Source organism: Roseovarius salincola, from assembly GCF_026891095.1.
GTDB classification, from domain to species: Bacteria; Pseudomonadota; Alphaproteobacteria; order Rhodobacterales; family Rhodobacteraceae; genus Roseovarius; species Roseovarius salincola.
In genome coordinates this window covers 289,473-306,122 of the sequence record NZ_JAPTNL010000003.1, presented here as the reverse complement: position 1 = coordinate 306,122, position 16,650 = coordinate 289,473, and the positions used below count along the sequence as shown (strand labels likewise).

Annotated in this window: 22 protein-coding genes; 20 read left to right on the top strand and 2 right to left on the bottom strand. The window is 62.3% G+C overall.

Annotated features, from left to right (window positions below; genetic code table 11):
* The 17 genes from N5A93_RS06475 to N5A93_RS06395 all read left to right on the top strand — a co-directional run bounded on the left by N5A93_RS06475 (position 1) and on the right by N5A93_RS06395 (position 11,356).
* On the top strand, positions 1–486 hold the full coding sequence (locus tag N5A93_RS06475; protein ID WP_268954257.1) for a very short patch repair endonuclease: 486 nt from the start codon (positions 1–3) through the stop codon (positions 484–486).
* On the top strand, positions 483–1,040 hold the full coding sequence (locus N5A93_RS06470; RefSeq protein ID WP_268954256.1) for a hypothetical protein: 558 nt from the start codon (positions 483–485) through the stop codon (positions 1,038–1,040). The genes N5A93_RS06475 and N5A93_RS06470 overlap by 4 nt, the downstream gene beginning before the upstream one ends.
* The gene (locus N5A93_RS06465) at positions 1,033–2,730 is read left to right on the top strand and encodes a hypothetical protein (protein WP_268954255.1); all 1,698 of its coding nucleotides are present in this window, start codon (positions 1,033–1,035) and stop codon (positions 2,728–2,730) included. Before N5A93_RS06470 ends, N5A93_RS06465 begins: the two co-directional genes overlap by 8 nt.
* Before the next feature lie 377 nt (positions 2,731–3,107).
* Entirely contained in the window at positions 3,108–4,133 is a 1,026-nt protein-coding gene (locus N5A93_RS06460; protein WP_268954254.1) for a DUF4236 domain-containing protein, read from the top strand.
* A 251-nt stretch (positions 4,134–4,384) separates the two neighbouring features.
* Positions 4,385–5,053 (top strand): ParA family partition ATPase, encoded by a 669-nt coding sequence (gene parA / locus N5A93_RS06455; RefSeq protein ID WP_328405495.1) that lies wholly within the window; start codon positions 4,385–4,387, stop codon positions 5,051–5,053.
* Entirely contained in the window at positions 5,001–5,291 is a 291-nt protein-coding gene (locus tag N5A93_RS06450) for a hypothetical protein (protein WP_268954252.1), read from the top strand. Before parA ends, N5A93_RS06450 begins: the two co-directional genes overlap by 53 nt.
* 473 nt (positions 5,292–5,764) lie before the next feature.
* The gene (locus tag N5A93_RS06445) at positions 5,765–6,643 is read left to right on the top strand and encodes an ArdC family protein (RefSeq protein ID WP_268954251.1); all 879 of its coding nucleotides are present in this window, start codon (positions 5,765–5,767) and stop codon (positions 6,641–6,643) included.
* Positions 6,640–6,819 carry a hypothetical protein gene (locus N5A93_RS06440; protein ID WP_147317492.1) on the top strand — a complete coding sequence of 60 codons (180 nt, stop codon included), beginning with the start codon at positions 6,640–6,642 and terminating at the stop codon, positions 6,817–6,819. Before N5A93_RS06445 ends, N5A93_RS06440 begins: the two co-directional genes overlap by 4 nt.
* Positions 6,820–7,897: 1,078 nt before the next feature.
* On the top strand, positions 7,898–8,206 hold the full coding sequence (locus N5A93_RS06435; RefSeq protein WP_268954250.1) for a hypothetical protein: 309 nt from the start codon (positions 7,898–7,900) through the stop codon (positions 8,204–8,206).
* A complete protein-coding gene (locus tag N5A93_RS06430; protein ID WP_268954249.1) occupies positions 8,203–8,406 on the top strand; it encodes a hypothetical protein in 204 nt (67 codons plus the stop codon). Before N5A93_RS06435 ends, N5A93_RS06430 begins: the two co-directional genes overlap by 4 nt.
* Entirely contained in the window at positions 8,403–8,621 is a 219-nt protein-coding gene (locus N5A93_RS06425; protein ID WP_440590571.1) for a hypothetical protein, read from the top strand. Before N5A93_RS06430 ends, N5A93_RS06425 begins: the two co-directional genes overlap by 4 nt.
* Entirely contained in the window at positions 8,618–8,959 is a 342-nt protein-coding gene (locus N5A93_RS06420) for a hypothetical protein (protein WP_268954248.1), read from the top strand. Before N5A93_RS06425 ends, N5A93_RS06420 begins: the two co-directional genes overlap by 4 nt.
* A gap of 239 nt (positions 8,960–9,198) precedes the next feature.
* Positions 9,199–9,516, top strand: a complete 318-nt coding sequence (locus tag N5A93_RS06415; protein ID WP_268954281.1) for a hypothetical protein — start codon at positions 9,199–9,201, stop codon at positions 9,514–9,516.
* 432 nt (positions 9,517–9,948) lie between these two features.
* Positions 9,949–10,302, top strand: coding sequence for a single-stranded DNA-binding protein (locus tag N5A93_RS06410; RefSeq protein WP_268954247.1), 354 nt, complete (start codon positions 9,949–9,951; stop codon positions 10,300–10,302).
* A 247-nt stretch (positions 10,303–10,549) separates the two neighbouring features.
* Entirely contained in the window at positions 10,550–10,894 is a 345-nt protein-coding gene (locus N5A93_RS06405; RefSeq protein ID WP_268954246.1) for a type II toxin-antitoxin system Phd/YefM family antitoxin, read from the top strand.
* 9 nt (positions 10,895–10,903) lie between these two features.
* The gene (locus N5A93_RS06400; RefSeq protein ID WP_268954245.1) at positions 10,904–11,188 is read left to right on the top strand and encodes a hypothetical protein; all 285 of its coding nucleotides are present in this window, start codon (positions 10,904–10,906) and stop codon (positions 11,186–11,188) included.
* Between the two features lie 9 nt (positions 11,189–11,197).
* A complete protein-coding gene (locus N5A93_RS06395) occupies positions 11,198–11,356 on the top strand; it encodes a UPF0149 family protein (RefSeq protein ID WP_268954244.1) in 159 nt (52 codons plus the stop codon).
* 153 nt (positions 11,357–11,509) lie between these two features.
* On the opposite strand, the gene N5A93_RS06390 is transcribed toward N5A93_RS06395, so the two are convergent.
* A complete protein-coding gene (locus N5A93_RS06390; protein ID WP_268954243.1) occupies positions 11,510–11,809 on the bottom strand; it encodes a type II toxin-antitoxin system RelE/ParE family toxin in 300 nt (99 codons plus the stop codon).
* Positions 11,806–12,066 carry a type II toxin-antitoxin system ParD family antitoxin gene (locus tag N5A93_RS06385; RefSeq protein ID WP_268954242.1) on the bottom strand — a complete coding sequence of 87 codons (261 nt, stop codon included), beginning with the start codon at positions 12,064–12,066 and terminating at the stop codon, positions 11,806–11,808. Before N5A93_RS06385 ends, N5A93_RS06390 begins: the two co-directional genes overlap by 4 nt.
* A gap of 280 nt (positions 12,067–12,346) precedes the next feature.
* Between N5A93_RS06385 and N5A93_RS06380 the strand changes: the two genes are divergently transcribed.
* The 3 genes from N5A93_RS06380 to N5A93_RS06370 are packed head-to-tail and all read left to right on the top strand — an operon-like array spanning position 12,347 to position 16,647.
* Positions 12,347–12,937, top strand: a complete 591-nt coding sequence (locus tag N5A93_RS06380; protein ID WP_268954241.1) for a helix-turn-helix domain-containing protein — start codon at positions 12,347–12,349, stop codon at positions 12,935–12,937.
* The gene (locus N5A93_RS06375) at positions 12,924–14,753 is read left to right on the top strand and encodes a relaxase/mobilization nuclease domain-containing protein (RefSeq protein ID WP_268954240.1); all 1,830 of its coding nucleotides are present in this window, start codon (positions 12,924–12,926) and stop codon (positions 14,751–14,753) included. The genes N5A93_RS06380 and N5A93_RS06375 overlap by 14 nt, the downstream gene beginning before the upstream one ends.
* Positions 14,746–16,647, top strand: coding sequence for a type IV secretory system conjugative DNA transfer family protein (locus N5A93_RS06370; protein WP_268954239.1), 1,902 nt, complete (start codon positions 14,746–14,748; stop codon positions 16,645–16,647). Before N5A93_RS06375 ends, N5A93_RS06370 begins: the two co-directional genes overlap by 8 nt.
* The last annotated feature ends 3 nt before the right edge of the window (positions 16,648–16,650 follow it).

The window sequence follows — 16,650 nt, the reverse complement described above, 5'->3', positions numbered from 1 at the left end:
ATGGATCGCGTCGGTTCCGAAACCCGTTCACGCATCATGGCTAGCGTTGGCCAGAAGAACACCGGTGCCGAACTGACCCTGCGCCGCGGCCTGCACCGGGCCGGAATTCGCTATCGCCTTCATGGGAGAGAGCTGCCGGGACGTCCCGACCTCGTCCTTCCCAGATTCGGAGCGGTGATTTTCGTTCATGGATGCTACTGGCACAGCCACGGCTGCTATCGCTCTACCGTTCCGAAGACGCGCGAGGACTTCTGGCGGGACAAGTTCGCAGCCAATCGTGCACGTGACGCCCGCAACGATACCGCTCTGAGAGAACGCCATTGGCGCGTTATGACCGTCTGGGAATGCGCGCTCAAAGGCAAGACAGCATGGCCGCTCGAAGAAGTCGTGGCGTCTGTCATTCGTTGGCTACACTCCGGAAAAGAAACCGGCGTGATCGAAGGGCATTTGTCGGGATTGATTTCGAAGAAAGTGGGGAGCTCGTGACTATCGTTTGTCTCGGTTGGGGCTCATTGATCTGGGACCCAGGCGCATTGCCGGTAAATTCGGATTGGAGAACGGACGGCCCTTCGCTGCCTGTGGAATTCGCGCGGCAATCGAGCGATGGCCGGATTACACTCGTGCTTACGCCAGGGGCCGCTCCGGTTCCTGTGTATTGGGCGGAACTCGACGTTCCGTCGGTCGACGACGCCAAGGAGCGGCTCGCCATAAGGGAGGGGGTGCCGGACAAGTTCGCCCATCGCTCGATCGGTTTCTGGTCTCCGAGCGCGGTGAGCGACCATCGTGACGCGGATATAATCGGCAAGTGGGCGGAAGGATACGGGCATCGCGGCGTCGTCTGGACAGCTTTGAAACCCAAATTCGGGCCAAACTACATCACGCCGAACGCCGGGCAGGTCATACAGTATCTCCAAGCATTGACGGGCGAGCCACAGAGGCGCGCCGAGGAATATGTTCGCAAGGCACCGGTGCAGATCGCAACAGCCTATCGGCGGGAAATTGAGATGGTATTTGACTGGACACCGCTTATCGATGAGTGATGAAGCGCTGTCGCTACTTGGGGAGAAGATTGAGGGCCAACGACGCTATCTCGAACACTGGCGTCAACCCGCCGAGCCGCTTCTGTTCCAAATGGTCCGTACGTTGGATAATCTGTTCTGCGAAGAATTGTTTTTCGAAGAGGGCACGCCGGAACGCACGCCCAAACCGCAATACACTCTTTCTTCATGGGGCGTGAACAAGGCTCTTTCCCTGATGATTTCCGAAGAGCTTCCCGACGGGCCATTCCGCCTGTTCGACGGCTCCGGACAACCGCGGGCCCAAGCCGATGAATTCCTGCTTCAGGCCGGAATCCTCCAGCGCGCCGAAACCCTTGAAGGATGGCTGCGGGAGGGCTTGCTTGGTGCTCGTATCGACCATATTCGCGAGGCGCTACCGTCCGGGACGGAAAAAATCCTCGTACTGAAGTCCGAAGACCTCTCCATGTTCGGCGAAGTGGTTGCCCGCACGCACCGGGCCTGGATCAGCGATCTGACGGTAGAGCATGACGAACCGTTAGAACGAGAACTCCAGCAGCGCCATGCTGCGTTGGAGAGCCAACTCGAACGCTCGGTCGGCTGTTTCGGTGGCTGGGGGATCGGCTACACGACGACCGACGAGATCGACAATCACTTTCTGGATATCGGTGGACTGTATCTCCGACGCATGTGGAGCCAGGACTTACTCGGTACCGACGACGAAATCGGCGGTGAACCGTTCGGCGACTATCTCGGCGTCCTTGCTGCACTCGCGGGGCGCGCGCAAAAACACCTGTGCTATGCGTCGATTCTCAAAAGGCGACGTCCGGACCTGCAGCTCCGGAATTTACTGACGACGTTCTCGCCGTGTACCGATCTTATAGACGGACTTGCCGCACACCTGGACGCCGAAACCACGCAGATCGAAAAATTGCTTCGTCCCCTCGTGATCGGTCCCGACAATCGCGACGTTCACACAGTGTCGGGTGATATGACGTGGGCACCGATCATCCGTTCATCTGTCCACCATTACATTCTTCCGGTGTACGGGCTTGAAATCAATCCTTTCCTGTTCCTGCTGAAGGACTTGCAGGCCCGCTTCCAAAAAGACTGGTTCCGGGCCGCGAACAACAGGGAGCAGCGATGGCTAGCGGACCTGAACCAGCTGTTCGCGGGAAACAGATGGCAGATCAATGACCGGAACCTCAAACTCCGCGAGGGCGGGAAGACCGTTACCGACATCGACTATATCGCCTACGACAGGGAACACGACCAGCTGGCGATCTTTCAGCTCAAGTGGCAACATCCTGTCGGCATGGACAATCGCGCCCGACGGAGTGCGGGGAAGAACCTTGTCTCGCAGGGTAATGACTGGGTGGAGCGCGTGCTCAGTTGGCTGGATCGCAACGGGCTGGCGGAGTTTGGTCGAAGGGCAGGCTTCTCGATCAGTGCCGATACCAAAGTCTATCTATTCGTTGTCGCCCGCTACAATGCCTTTTTTAGCGGGTTCTCGTCTCGCGACGATCGTGCCGTATGGGCCGACTGGAATCATTTGATGCGGGTCCGCTACGAGAATCCGCGCGCCACGATCGCCGATATCGCGTCACTACTGAGAACTGAAGCCGAAGAAATTTCGCAGACGTATCCCGGGGAGTCTTACGCCCTTCCCCTCGGCAATCTGGCAGTCATTCTCAATCCAGAAACCGAACCTTAGTTTTTCGCGGTTCGTACGCGGCCTTCTTCCCAATGGAAGGCGCTGGCTATACGATCTGGAAGGTCGTTTACGCCGACGAAGCGACTTGGGCCTGGCTATTCAGCCAGCGGCAGAGCCACGCGGCTCGGGGAGGGTAGGACGTAAACAATAGGCCGCAAACAGCAAACGAAGTCCAAGGCGCCCTCCCGCAACCAATTTTACTGCAGGTCGGTGTCATCGGCCCTTAAATTATGTTTAGGTCGACCCGCGGCATTCCTGAAACATTGTAAGTTGTAGAGGGCCTTCGTGACGAGTGGCAATGTGACGACTGAGCTTCGAGGTGGTGCGATTACTGACTACATTGAAAAAGATTTGGCGAATGTCATGCGGGTGATCGCATGAGTTTCCGCTTCTGGCGCCGCATCCGCCTTGCCCCGGGCGTGACCCTTAACCTGTCGAAGTCGATGGCTTCGCTGTCTATTGGGCCGCAGGGCGCGAAATACACCATCAGCCCGCGCGGCAATCGGGCGACGGCAGGGCTTACCGGGACGGGGTTGTTCTATACCGTTCATGATCGCAAGCGGGCGGGCCGCGGCGGCGCGGCCCCTGCACCAGAGGTGGCGGCGCAGGACCGGTTGACCCTCGGGTTCTTTCAGCGGCTTTTCACCCCGGCGGACGAGAAGCGCTTCGTCGATGGTATTCGCGCATTGAACGAGGGGGATCTGGACACGGCACTCACCGCGCTGGAGGAGGCGCGTGATTTGCCTGATGCGGCCTGGATGGCCGGGCTGATCCGCCTGCGCCGTGAGGAGTTCGAAGCTGCCAAGGCCCATTTCGACCATGCTCTGGATCGCCTCTCAGATCTGGGCGTGCTGTTCGAGAAATACGAGATCGCTGCGCAAGCCAGCCTGCCGATCACCGAGGATATCTTCGCCCACATCCTCCCGCGCGAACGGGGCACACGGCTGGCCCTGCTGGAAATCGCGCAGATCGAGGGCCGCCATGATGACGCCATGGCGCATGTCGAGCGGTTGATGGAGCTCGACCCGACCGATCCGGTGGTGCTTTTGTCCTTCGTGGAACTGGCGCTCGACACGCCCGGCGATCGCTCCCTCATGGACCGGGTGGTGCGCGCCACGGTGCATGTGGAGAACAAGACCCCGGTCGATACTGCGATCCTGCTCTATCGCGGCCGTGCGCTCTCCGCACTGGGCCTGCCGGATGCCGCGATAGATGTGTTTACCCTGGCCAACCGCCGCCGCAAGGACCGGCCCGATGGGCTCTTGCATCAGATCCGCTACGACCGGGCGGTGCTGTACGATGAGACCGGCCAGCGCGCCCGGGCGCGCCAGCAGTTCGAGCGCATCTACGCGGCTGATCCGGGGTTCGAGGATGTGGCCGAACGGCTTGGCGTCGGGGGATGATGATCTTGGGCCTGAAGTCCTGTGATTTTGTCCGCTCTGCAGTGAGCCGCTTACACAAGACGTGCGCATCTGCTGCTCCAGTGTCCGTAGCGATCAAGAACCGCGCGCAGGTGCAGGGTGGTGCCTGAGCCCCAAGCCATCTGAAACCAAGAGGCTTCGAGCATGCCAAAGAGCTCTTGCCACATTCCTATATATGCTCAAATGTGGGTTTTTACATTTACACATACCCTGCATTGTGAGAGTCTTTGCGCATGATCATCTCGTTCCTCAATCAGAAAGGCGGCGTCGGCAAAACCACGCTGGCCGTGAATGTAGCGGCGCAGTTGGCCAGAAGGGGTCGAAAGGTGCTTTTGATCGACGCCGACAAGCAAGCCTCGGCCAGCACCTGGGCCGGCCTGCGCGAGGAGGCGCCGTTCCAGGTGGTAAACATGGCGCGGGCGAATATGGCGCGTGACGCGTTGAAACTCGCGGCGGACTACACGCACACCATCATCGATGGGCCGCCCCACGCCCAAGAGGTGGCGCGCTCCTGCATTATCGCCTCGGACTTCGTTGTCTTGCCGATCGAGCCTTCAGGCCTCTCGGCGTGGGCCTCGGATCTTACCGTAACGCAGGTCCGTGAGGCGCAGGACTTCAAGCCAACCCTCAAATGTGGGTTCGTGGTTTCCCGCAAAATCGGGAATACGGTGATCGGCCGCGAAATCCGTACCATGGCCGCAGAGGCAGGCATCCCAATCCTCGACGCGGAGATCGAGCAGCGCGTCGCGTTTGCCGAGAGCCTGACCATGGGCCAGACCATTTTCGAATGGGCGCCGGGGAGCCGCGCGGCTGACGAAATCGAAACCCTCACAACCGAGATTGACGCTTATGCCCAAGAAGACGTTTTCAACAGCGCCGAAGCCCAAGCCGCCAACGGATGACCAGATCAGCGCCTACGAGCAAGGCGGCGCGGGACATGATCGTCCGGTGGATGGGGACGCTGGGGCACGGCCGACCGAGCCGATGAAACGGCTGAGCCTTGATCTGCCGGCGTCGATGCATACCCGCTTCAAGACGGCCTGCAGCGCGACGGGCCGCAAGATGGGCGCCGAGATCCAGGATTTTATAGAGCAGCGCATCAAGCAGCTCGAGGAAGAGGCCGGCATCTTCCGCAAATGAGGCTTTGAGCTTACCCACATTTGAAAAGAACATCTTTTCAGGGCACCTCGCGGTGCCTTTTTTATTGAACCCGCGCTGATGCGCGCGGGCAGCTGAGGCGGCAGACTTCGCAGGGGATCGACGGGCCTATGGCCCGCTCACCCCGGCTCAGGCATCTTTGTGTTTGTTTGGTCCGCCCAACAGCCCTGATCGGGTCGGTCAACCACACGCCATCCCCAAAAGCAGCCGCCAATTTCCCCTGTCTCGCGAGCGAGCCATTCCTCGCGGCGCAAATTGGCGTCGGTTTTTGGGGCAGACATTTTCTTCGCAAATGTGGCTGGTTGACAGCCCCGTTCAGGGCCGTGGGTCGGGCTTCGCCCTCTCCCACTCTGTTCCGCCGAATACATGCGTATTCGGTCAGATCAGGTGGCCGAGGCGCAGCCCATCGGCGGAAGGGAAGGGCCCTTTCGCGTCACCTTGAAGGGAGGCCACACATGGCACCGAAGTTTGACGTTTACACCCATGTCACCGACACCATCATCGCTGAAATCGAGGCTGGCACGCCGCCATGGCGCAAGCCGTGGACCGGCAGCACGTCCGGCATTGCCTTTCCCACCCGGCACAACGGTGAGGAATATCGCGGCATCAACGTGCTGATGCTTTGGGTAATGGCGGCAAAGCAGGGCTACCTGTCGAGCCGCTGGATGACCTACAAGCAGGCGCAGGAACTTGGCGCGCAGGTTTGCAAGAGCGAGAAATCCGCCACGGTCGTCAAATACGGCACGTTCAAGCGCGAGAACGAGGCCGGCATGGAGGAGGAGATCCCCTATGCCCGCGCCTATCGCGTGTTCAACGCCGATCAGATCGAGGGCTTGTCAGAGGAATACTATATCCAGCCCGAACCGGCCTGCGACCTTGGCACCGAGGCCGACCCGGAACTGGAGGAGTTTTTCGCCCGCACTGGCGCGGAGATCGTGACCACCGACGAGCCGCGCGCCTATTACAGCCCGGCAAAGGATCACATCCATATGCCGCCCGTGGCGACGTTCCACGATGCGAAGGGGTATTTTGCGACCCTTGCCCATGAATCAATCCATTGGACTGGCAGCGAGAAACGCCTTGACCGGATCAAGAAATTCGCCAACCGCGAGGCCTATGCCTTCGAGGAGCTGGTGGCCGAGATCGGCGCTTGTTTCCTTGGCGCGCAGCTCGGCATCGAGCCGGAATTCGATCAGAGCGCGGCCTATGTGGAAAGCTGGCTTCAGGCCTTGAAAGATGACAAGCGCGCGATCTTCCGCGCCGCGTCCGAGGCCCAGAAGGCGGCCGATTTCCTGATGGACGCCGCCGACCGCCGCGAGGAGGCCGCCGCATGACGGCCCCGGCAATCCTGCCCCCAATGACGTGCCGCAAATGCGGCACGTCTAACCCGGTGATCTTCCTGGCTCCCGTGGTGGTGGCCGGCGCTGGCACCTGCATCTGCCTTGACTGCGCCGAAGCGCGCCGATGGCTGGACCCGGACGGAAACCTCAAACCCGGGATCACGCTTTGATCAGCTGCAGCCCCCGCCAACCGTGGCGGGGGTTTTGCCTTGGGCATCCGGAAGGCTGAAAAATTGTCCGGTTTGAGGCCGGAGCGAGCCCGACCTCAAACCGGACCGGCGCTGTCCGCGCGGGAGCCGCCGCCATCTGGCGCGGCCGGCAGGAACGAACGGCCATTGGAAGGGTAGGTCAGAGTGGGTGCGCAGCTGCGGACGGTGCCGTGTTTCGAAAGGCCTATAAAAATTGTCAGATGACGGCAGTCAGCCTCTGAGCGGACGCTCGATCAAGCCGCGCATTGACGGGCCGCGGTGCGGCGATCAGACGGCAACGCTTTCGCGGTTTATCTCTGCAACTGGCGCGCGACATTCATGCGATGTACCAAGACCAGCCCAATCGCCGTGCCGGGGGGCGGCCCGGCGATGCGCGGCGGCCTTCGGCCTTGATTCCGCGCGGCAAAGATTTGCGTTGGGTTCGTTGCCTGGTTTCGGTGCTGTTCCGGCCCCGGCAATAGAAATCACGCTGGATCGCCACCCCAGGGGCTGACGCTGGCCTCCTTTGCAAAACCCGCTTTCTGCGCAGAGCCGACATTCCTTGTGGCACGTCCCTGCCGTGACCAGGTTCTAGTCCGGCCAGCCGGACCCGAGCCAGCGGGCCGCTGTCTCGGCCCATGCGGGTGATGCCCCTTCGTGCAAGATGAGAGTGGAGCCCGCGCTGATGCGCACGGGCGACATGGTGCAAATGTCTGCGCGCGGCCTCGACGGGCCCTTGGCCCGCTCAGCCCCGCGCAGGCCTGTTTCTGTTTTAAGAGATCCGCCCAACATCCCGGGATCGGAAAGTCAAAAGACAAGCGCCGCATGCGCGTCGTCTTCGCCGGGGACCGTGTCCTCGGCCCAAGGCCTGCGGGCCGCACCATCCCCGTCTGCGATCCTTTGACTGTCCGCTCCCGGGCCGTGGGTCGGGCTTTGCCCTCAGCCACTCTGTTCCGCCGGAAACATGCGTTTCCGGTCAGATCAGATTGGCCGAGGCGCAGCCCAAAGGCGGAAGGCAAGGCAGCACCCGCCGACCGCGTCAATCGGAAGGAGGCCACAGATGGCTCACACATATCACCCCCCGCAATTCTGGACCTGCGATTGCGACCGCACCACCGGCGGCCACATCATCGCCGGGCTCTATGCGGCTTGCGTCTTTTGCGGCAAGCACCGGTCTGCCCTGAAGGAGATCGTCGTGCCGTCCGGCATGGGCGGCGTATTCGCCGTGGAGATCCTCGAGGTTGGAGAAGCCCGCGCCATAGTGCAGGTGGTGGGGAACGCGAACGGTTTTGACCAGCTCGCGCCGTTCACCGTTGCGCTGAAGGATATCGCCCCGCGCTGGAAGACCGGGACGGGAGCAGAGCAATGAGCGTTGATCATTACAGCGACAACCTCGCAACCGCCCGCCTTGAAGATACCTTTACCCTGCGCAGCGCCGCGCAGGAGGCCAGGGCCGCGCTTTACAGCGCCCTGAGCCGGCTGGAGCTGAACGATCTTGAAGGAGAGGAGGGCCCTTTCATCGACGATTGCCTTGTGGCCATCGCAATGCTCGAGGAGGCGCTGAGATGACCCTGCAGGAGATCAAGGCAGCCGTGGACGCGAGGCATCGCGTCCACTGGGCCAACCCGGGCTACCGCGTTATTTGTGACCGTCTTGGGCAATACCTGATCGTGTTCATCCGGAATGGCGACACCATCGGGCTGACCGACCGGAGCGGCACGCGACTCAATGGCCAGCCGGATCAGTTCTTTGTCGCCCCCTCTGAGCAGGAGGGGCAGGCATGACCAGAGTGCGGATCGTTCAGGACTTGCGCCGTCCGGATGGCACTGGCTGGCAGGTCGGAGAGATAAACGGGTGGCGTGTCGCGCGAGAGTTTGCGCGCGTGCTTGAGGACTACGACCCCGCGACGGGTGTGTTCACCTATGCGCCGGGTCCGGCGACGCCCGGCCCGTGGTGCTACAACGTCACCGGCTTCAGCACCCGCGCGGAGTGGCCGGAGCATCCACAGTATGACGGCAATTGCGGCCATGTGGAATGCAGCGATGGCAGCACGCGGCCGGTGCGGATGTATGGCCGGAAACTCTTCGTGACCCGCGCTGGCACGGAGCACTGGAGCCACTGACCCGAGCGCACCGCCGGCCCGCTGCTGGCGGTGCGGAGCGCAAAATTTTGTCCTGTCGGCATGCGGGGCGGGCCCGCCCGCCGACCGGACCGGCGCGTCGCACGCTGGCGACCGCGTCAGACGGTGAGGCGTCAAGTGGCGACACTATATGTTGCGTAGATTTGGTGGAGAGGCACAACATACTTGACTTTGATCATGCTTTGTTCCAGTTTTGGCGCATCAACAGAGGAGCTGCCCCGATGTCTGATACAGCCACCATGATGCCCGCGCCGGGCACCTTGCCGCCGACGGAAAAGCAAATTCTCTATGCGCGTCAGCTTGCAATACAGACCAATGCGATCTTGCCCTGGCAAGCGCAGCAGGACCGCAGGGCCTTGTCGCGGTGGATCGATGCGCAGAAGGCGAGCGCCCAAGCCTCAGACGCGGCGCGCCGTCCCACGTCAAAGCAGGTTGCCTTCGCGGAGCGCCTCGCCGCGATCAAGCGCACCAATGTTCCAGACGAATGCTTTCAGGATCGGCAGATGCTGAGCCGCTGGATTGACAGCCACAAGCCCTGACGCCGGCTCTGCCTGCGATCGAGACCGGTCTGCCCGGGGTCTTGGTCGCTGCTCCGGCCCGGACTGCTCCGCCTCGGTCCGGGCCGCCTTGTCTCATGGATCCCGGTCGTTCTCAGGCCTTGGCTGGTATGCCCTGTTCTTGGTCGAGGCGCGCGAATGTCTTTGCTGGAGATGCCGACCACTGGTCATAGCACCCGGCCGATTTGGACGTCTGACGCGCGCATGCCGATCTGGGCCCCACCTTTTCTGCGGAGTTCTCAAAACGCGACCTTTGGCGCGGGCCAGGCTTTGGCGACCGGGCGCGGCGGTGCCACGCCCTTCAACCACAAAATCGGTTTCCGCGCCGCGAACCCTCCGATTTTGCAGTGGATCGCAGCCCGTCCCGGCCCGGGCGTTTCCCATCGAACCACGCATTGAAAAGGAGATGAGATCATGCGGAGCTTCAGCGAATTCCAAATCATCGGCCGGGTTGGCAAACTCAAGGAGGTCGGCCCGACCCTGCGCATCAGCATCGCCGCTGAGTACGGCCGCAAGGACGAGCAGGGCAACTTCCAGCCCAACGCCTTCTGGAACGAGGTGACCCTGTTCAACGAGGCGGCCATCACCTGGGCCAAGGCCAACGTCCGCCCCGGCGATATCGTCCACGCGCGCGGGACGATCCGTCAGAGCCAGTGGGAGGCTCAGGACGGCACCACCGTCTACGGTGTCACCCTCGCCGCCGAGAGCTTCGACGACGTCAGCCACGACGAGCGCCGCCGCGCCGCGGCCGCGGTCGTCGAAGACTGATCCCGGGGGCGGGCCGTCGGGCCCGCCATCCCCAAGGCAGCCCACCACATTGCGCCGTCGCGGCGTATCTGCCCCGCTTGTCGGTACGGGGCGTTTGGGTCAGATGACAGCGCCGAGGGGGAAACTGGATTATCCTTGGGGCCAGATTGCGGCAAGCGGGAACGCATCCAAGGTTCGACACTCAAAAACTTGCAAAACAAGCCATTCTGGCTATACAGTCCAGTGATAGCTTGTAACCCCTGCGAGTATGACCATGAAAACCGTGACGGCCGTTGAGGCCAAGAACAGCTTTGGCCGCCTTCTGGAGGCGACCCACCGTGAGCCGGTGATGGTGACGAAGAACAACCGCGAGATCGCCGCAATGTTCTCGATGCAGGATGTTCAGGCTTTGGCGGATGCTTTCCTGGCTGACCCGCTCAAGGCCGAGGTGGCAGAGGGCAAACGTTCCGTACTCGATGCGCTGATGGCACAGCTGGAGATCAACCGGCGGCTGGAGGCCGGGCGCAAGGCGATTGCCGAGGGCAATGGCCTTGTCGCGGACGATAGCTATTTTGCGTCGCTGCGCGACCGCGCGCTGTCCCGCATTTCCTGATAGCCCTGCATGAAGAACGCGACGATCATTCTCGCTCCCGAGGTGGATGGAGCGATCCTGCGCCTGATCGACCACGTTGACCCCAGCGAAATCCCGGATGTGCTGAATTTCCTTGAGGGCATTCACCAGCGCATGGCGCGCACCCTGTCAGACTTCCCCGAGGCTGGCGCGCTCTTCCAGGGCAGGGTGCGCTTTCTGACGCTTGAAGGCTACACCTACCTCTACGAATACCATGAAGACACGAACGAGGTGCATGTGCTGGACCTCATGATGCCAGGACAAAACTGGCGCTAGGAGGAGCGGATGCTCAGCGACAAAGACCTGGACGAGCTCGACGCCCTGTTGCTTTCGATCCCGGAAGAGGCGGGCGGCATGTTGTTGCCAGAACTGGACGGGTTTTTCGCCGGACTGGTGGTCAGCCCGGAGATGATCCTGCCCGGTGAATTGCTGCCCCATGTCTGAGGCGCAAACGGCACCGGCTCGTCGCCGAGAGCTTTGACGACTTCGGCCATGACGAGCGCCGCCGCGCCGCGGCCGCGGTCATCCAAGACTGGCTCCGGGGGCGGCCTTCGGGCCCGCCATCACTGCTCGAAGGAACCTGCGCACAACCTAAGATCACCCGTCAAAATGCGCGACCACATCCATGGACTGGTGCACGATCCCGATGACGGTGACTTGGTCCGCCTCTGAAAGGTAGAAGACCAGATGCTTGCCTTCCGGAAAGCACATGTATTCGGGATGGATATCCGGCCTGCGTCTGCCAGCGTTGGGGTAGCCTGCAAGCCACGCGCAGCGCTCCATCAGGCGCCGGACATATCTATCCATCTGGTCCACGCCCCAGTGGGCGAGCGTGTAATCTGCGATGTTGTCCAGGTCGCGAAGGGCTGCTGGCGTCAACCTGTAAGTTGCGGTCATTGATCGGAGCCGGCTGCCCGCGTTTTGGCCCGAGTAATGATGTCTTCGGCCGAGGTGTCGACATAGGCGCCTCTCAGCGCCTCCGCGTGCCCAGTGGCGAGATGATCCCTCAGCGCCTCAAGCTTGGTGCTACGTTCTTCAAGCTCCCGCAAACCGGCGCGCACGACCTCCGATGCGGTTGCATAGCGCCCCGCCTCGATCTCGCTTTTGATGAAGCCCTCCCAGTGGGGGCCGAGGGTCATTGATGTGCTGGCCATGGTCGTTCTCACTCCACCTATATTCTATTTGAATATACCGATGCTCTCGGCATGAATCAAGCGCGGGTCCCTACCCAGAGCCCCTTCACGCCCGGGATCGACCCGGAGCATGAAGACCCGCCGGAGGGACATTCTGCCCCCCGGCGAAAGAGGCAGCCCCTGGCTGCCAAACGGAATACAGGCAGTTGCTGCAATATGATAGTATTGCAACAATTATGACGAAGCGTCATAACGGTGCTGCCTGTATGAGAGTGGCAAGAAATAGGGGTGATTACTTCACATGGCCCGATCCCGCGCCAAACCAGTGAACCGGCTGAGCCAGGAGCAGCGCTTCGCCATCGTGCGCAAGCGCGGGCAGGGCGTGCCGGTGGCCGATCTGGCGCGGGAGTTCGGTGTCACACCGCGGACGATCTACTACACGCTGCAGACCGACCGGAGCCGCCAGATCGACGGGCGGGTGCGCAGCGAGGTGGTGAATGTCCGGCTCACCGCGCAGGAGCTGTCTCGCTTCGACGCGGTGCTAGCCCGGCGCGAGATCGCAAGCCGGGCCGAGGCGCTGCGCCGGCTGATCCATGCCGCCAGTGATCTCTTCGTGCCCGATGATGATCTGGCCTTTGAGATGCGCGGGCTCTCGGCGGCGCTGAACCGTGCGGGCAATAACGTGAACCAGATCGCGCAGCGGCTGAACGAGGCAAAGCGGCGCGGCAAGACCCCGCCCTATGGCGACGGCGCCCATGCCCAGGTGCGAGCCCTGGGCACGATGGTTTTTGATATCGCCGACCAGGTACAGGAGATGGCCGAGCGTCGGCGTGGCGCGCTCTCAGCCGAGGTTGTGCGGGTGCTGGAGGGAGCAAGCGATGGCCCGGAATAATACCGCCGTGGCCGCGGCCCAGAGCGCGTTCTTCGACCGCGACTGGAGCCGGATCAGTGGCAGCGTCCCGCGGGCGCGCCAGAAGCAGATGGTGCGCGCCGCCATGGGGCATTCGCCCGCGATCTTCAAAGCCATTCGCGGTGGCGGGACCCATACCCGGGCGCAGCTGCGCAATCAGCTTGGCTACCTTACTTCGAAATCCAGCATGATCATCGACAGCCGCGGCACCTATGACGGGCAGGAGCGGCTCAGCGAGAAGGAAGCCGAACAGGTCACCCGCCGTTTTGCTGCGCAATGGAACGAGGGGTTCCACCCCAAGCTGGGACATACCTCGCATCTGCTGATGGCTTTTCCCATCGGCACACGGGGCGAGGATGTAGGCGAGATCACCCGCGAGATCTGCGAGCGCTTTTTCCAGGGCGAGGGTAGCCATTTTGACTATATCGCCGCCGTCCATGAGGACCGCGACCACCCGCATGCGCATATCGTGCTGAACCGGCGCAGCAAGGATGGCGAGGTCTTCTTTCTCAAGCGGGACCATCACTTCAACTATGACGCCTTCCGCGAGGCGATGGTGGAGGTGAGCGACCGCTATGGTCTGCGGCTCGAGGCGACAAGGCGGGCGGAGCGCGGCGTGGTGACCAAGGCCCCGGCCGATGCGCAGGTGCGGCGCGCCATGGAGAGCGGCCAGACGGTATGCGAGCGGGAGCGTGTGGGCCCTGAGCTTGACCGAGCCCTGGCGGAAATTGCCGGGCACGCCCGGCTTTATCGCGGGCTTGCGGCCGAGGCCTCGCGCGAAACCCATGAGGAGATCGCGACAGCCCTGAACCGGGCGGCGACGCTGCTCGGACAAGGTCAGGCAATCACAGCAGATGGAAAGGTGTATGGCATGGCAGAGGACCAGCTCTCATTCGACGAGGTCGTGGATGCGTTCCATGACAAGATCGCCCAGGCCGAGCGCGTGGTCGCTGAGGCCCCGCCGGACCGGCGCGTGGCGCTGGAGCATGAGCTCAACGAGATTTACCGCGATATCTCGCATCTGAGCCCGATCGGGTCGCAATCCCACACGCTGCTGGACGCCCCTTCGGCCAGCGGGATCTATTCCACCGCGAACATCGACCGCGAGGCCGCCGAGCGGCTGCAGGCCCCAGAGCTGGCCGAGCGCGTCGAACGCGCGCTCGACGGCACCGGGATCTCCGCGCAAGACGTCGTTGCCCGTGTCAAGCTGGGCGCCGACAATGCCGCGCTGGAGCGGCAGTGGCTGAGCCAGGACCTCAAGGCCATTGCCGAGACAGAGGGGCTGGATTTAAACCGGGCGGATGAGCTGGAGGCGGCCATCGACTGGCTCGACGCGGCGCATGGTGATCTGGGCCGCGTGTTGGCTGAGGCCGAGGTGCTGCGCGACAGCGGGGCCGTGGATGAGGCGGAGCGAATAGAGCGCGCCGTCCGTGATCCCGATATCGCTGACCTGCCGCCGACCACCGCCGATGTGATGACCCGCATGCGCGATGACCCGAGCGCTGATCCGTTCCGTGATCCCGCTGAGCAGGCGACATTGCGCGAGGAAATTGGTGACATGATCGGCGAGGAGCGCACGGCTGAACTGGCGATGGGCAATGACGCGGCTCTGGACGAGGTCCTCGAGGATCGGCTGGACCGGCTCTACATGGCCAAGGCCTATTTGCAGAGCGATGCCGCGCTGGCAAACAGCGCGGCCATGGAGCACGTGCGCGACGAGATCGCCAATGAAGAGATCGACGTCCAGCGCGCGCGCCATGCAGAAACCGACGGTGAAAAGGGCGTGAGCCATGGGTAAGGCCCGCATCGCTCTCGGGGTTCTGAGCTTTGCGCTGCTTGGCGCCGCGCTCGGCTATGCCTTGGCCTCGGCCTTTGTCACCTTCCGCTGGTTTGGTATCGGTGCCGAGATTGATTTCCTGTTGATCGCCCGCAGCTATGCCGATCTGCGCGTTACCAACCCCGCTGACATGCAGATTGTGCATCTGATCATCGGCATCAATGCGGGTGCCGGACTGCTCCTAAGCGCCGTCTTGATGAATGACGCACTCACCCGCTTTGGCGAAACCCATTGGCAGACGCGCGCCGAGATGAAGCGCAACGGCTTTTTCGGCAAGCCCGGCCACGGCTTCATCCTGGGCAAGATGGGCGCGCCCCGCGGCCGCGCGCCCTTCGTGATGTCCAAGGTCTTTCCACATGCCCTGATCGTGGCCCCCACGGGACGCGGCAAGACCACGGGCTTCGTGATCCCGAACCTGCTGACCTATCAGGGCAGCGCGGTGGTACTGGACGTCAAGGGTGAGAACTTCGAGGCGACCGCGCGTCGCCGTGCCGCTCAGGGTGACCGGGTGTTCCGCTTTGCCCCCACCGATTGGAAGGATGGCCGCTCGCATCGCTACAACCCCCTCCTGCGCATCGCGTCGCTCGAGAATGTCGATCGCCAGCAGATGGAGCTGCAGCTTCTGGCATCGCTTTTCCTGCAGGCTGACAGTGATCGCGTGCAGGGCCTTCTCGACGGCGGTATCGACCTGTTCGTCGCGGCCGGGCTTCTGGCATTCGAGCGCAAGCGGCCGACCCTGGGCGAGATCTACCGCATCACGGCCTCGGGCGGCGACAAGCAGAAGGAATACCGTCGTCGGGCTGACGAGGTGGTGAATCCCGCAGCCAAACTGATCTTCATGCGCATGGCTTCGACCAATAATGACACGCTGACCTCCTACCTCTCGCTGCTGATGACCTCTGGTCTCAAACAATGGTCAAACCCCGCCATCGACCGCGCGACCGAGACCTCGGACTTCGACTTCCGCGATATCCGCAAGGCGCCCTTCAGCGTCTATCTGGTGGTCGAGCCGTTGATGGTAAAACCGCTGGCGCCCTTGATCCGGCTGTTCTTCTCGGATCTTCTTGCCTCGCTGCAGGATCACGAGCCGGGCAAGGATGAGCCCTGGCCGGTGATGATTATGCTCGATGAGTTCAACCGCTTGGGCAAAATGCCCATCGTGATGGACAGTATCGAGACCTTGCGCTCCTACCGGGCAAACCTGGCGATCGTCACGCAGACCATCCCCGCCCTCGATGAAATCTATGGCGAAAACGCCCGCCGCGCGCTGCAGGGCAATGCCGGCATAAAGCTTTACCTGACCCCCTCGGATGAAAAGACCATCGAAGAGCTCAGCAAGGCCGTCGGCAAGACCACGAAACGCGTGGTGACCCGGTCGCGCTCCGTAGGCCGCAACCCATTTGCCGGGCGCAGCATGTCCGAGCGGACCGAAGAAACCGCGCTGCTGCCCGAGGACGAAGCCCGGCGCATGGATCTGGGTGACATCGTCATGGTGGTCGACGCGCAAATGCCCGTGCGCGCGAAGCGGATCAAGTATTACGACGATCGCTTCTTCAAGGCGATTTACGACAAACAGACGGGTGACTTGCCGTACCCCTCAGCCGGAGATCAGATGCGTGGGCTGCAGGGCCAACTCCGCGCGCTCGAGGCAAAGATCGGGGCGCTGGATGTGCCGAAGGCCCGATCCGGGGAGCTTGGAGCCCCGGTTAAAAGCCGCGGCGGCAAGAGACGTGATGAGATCGATGCCATGGAAGCGCGAGACCCCGATGCCGCGACCGGGTCCGCGCCCGATGCAGACGCCTACAAAGAGGGCAATGCGCGGCTGGACCGGTTTCTGGATGTGGCAGGTCAGTAGAAT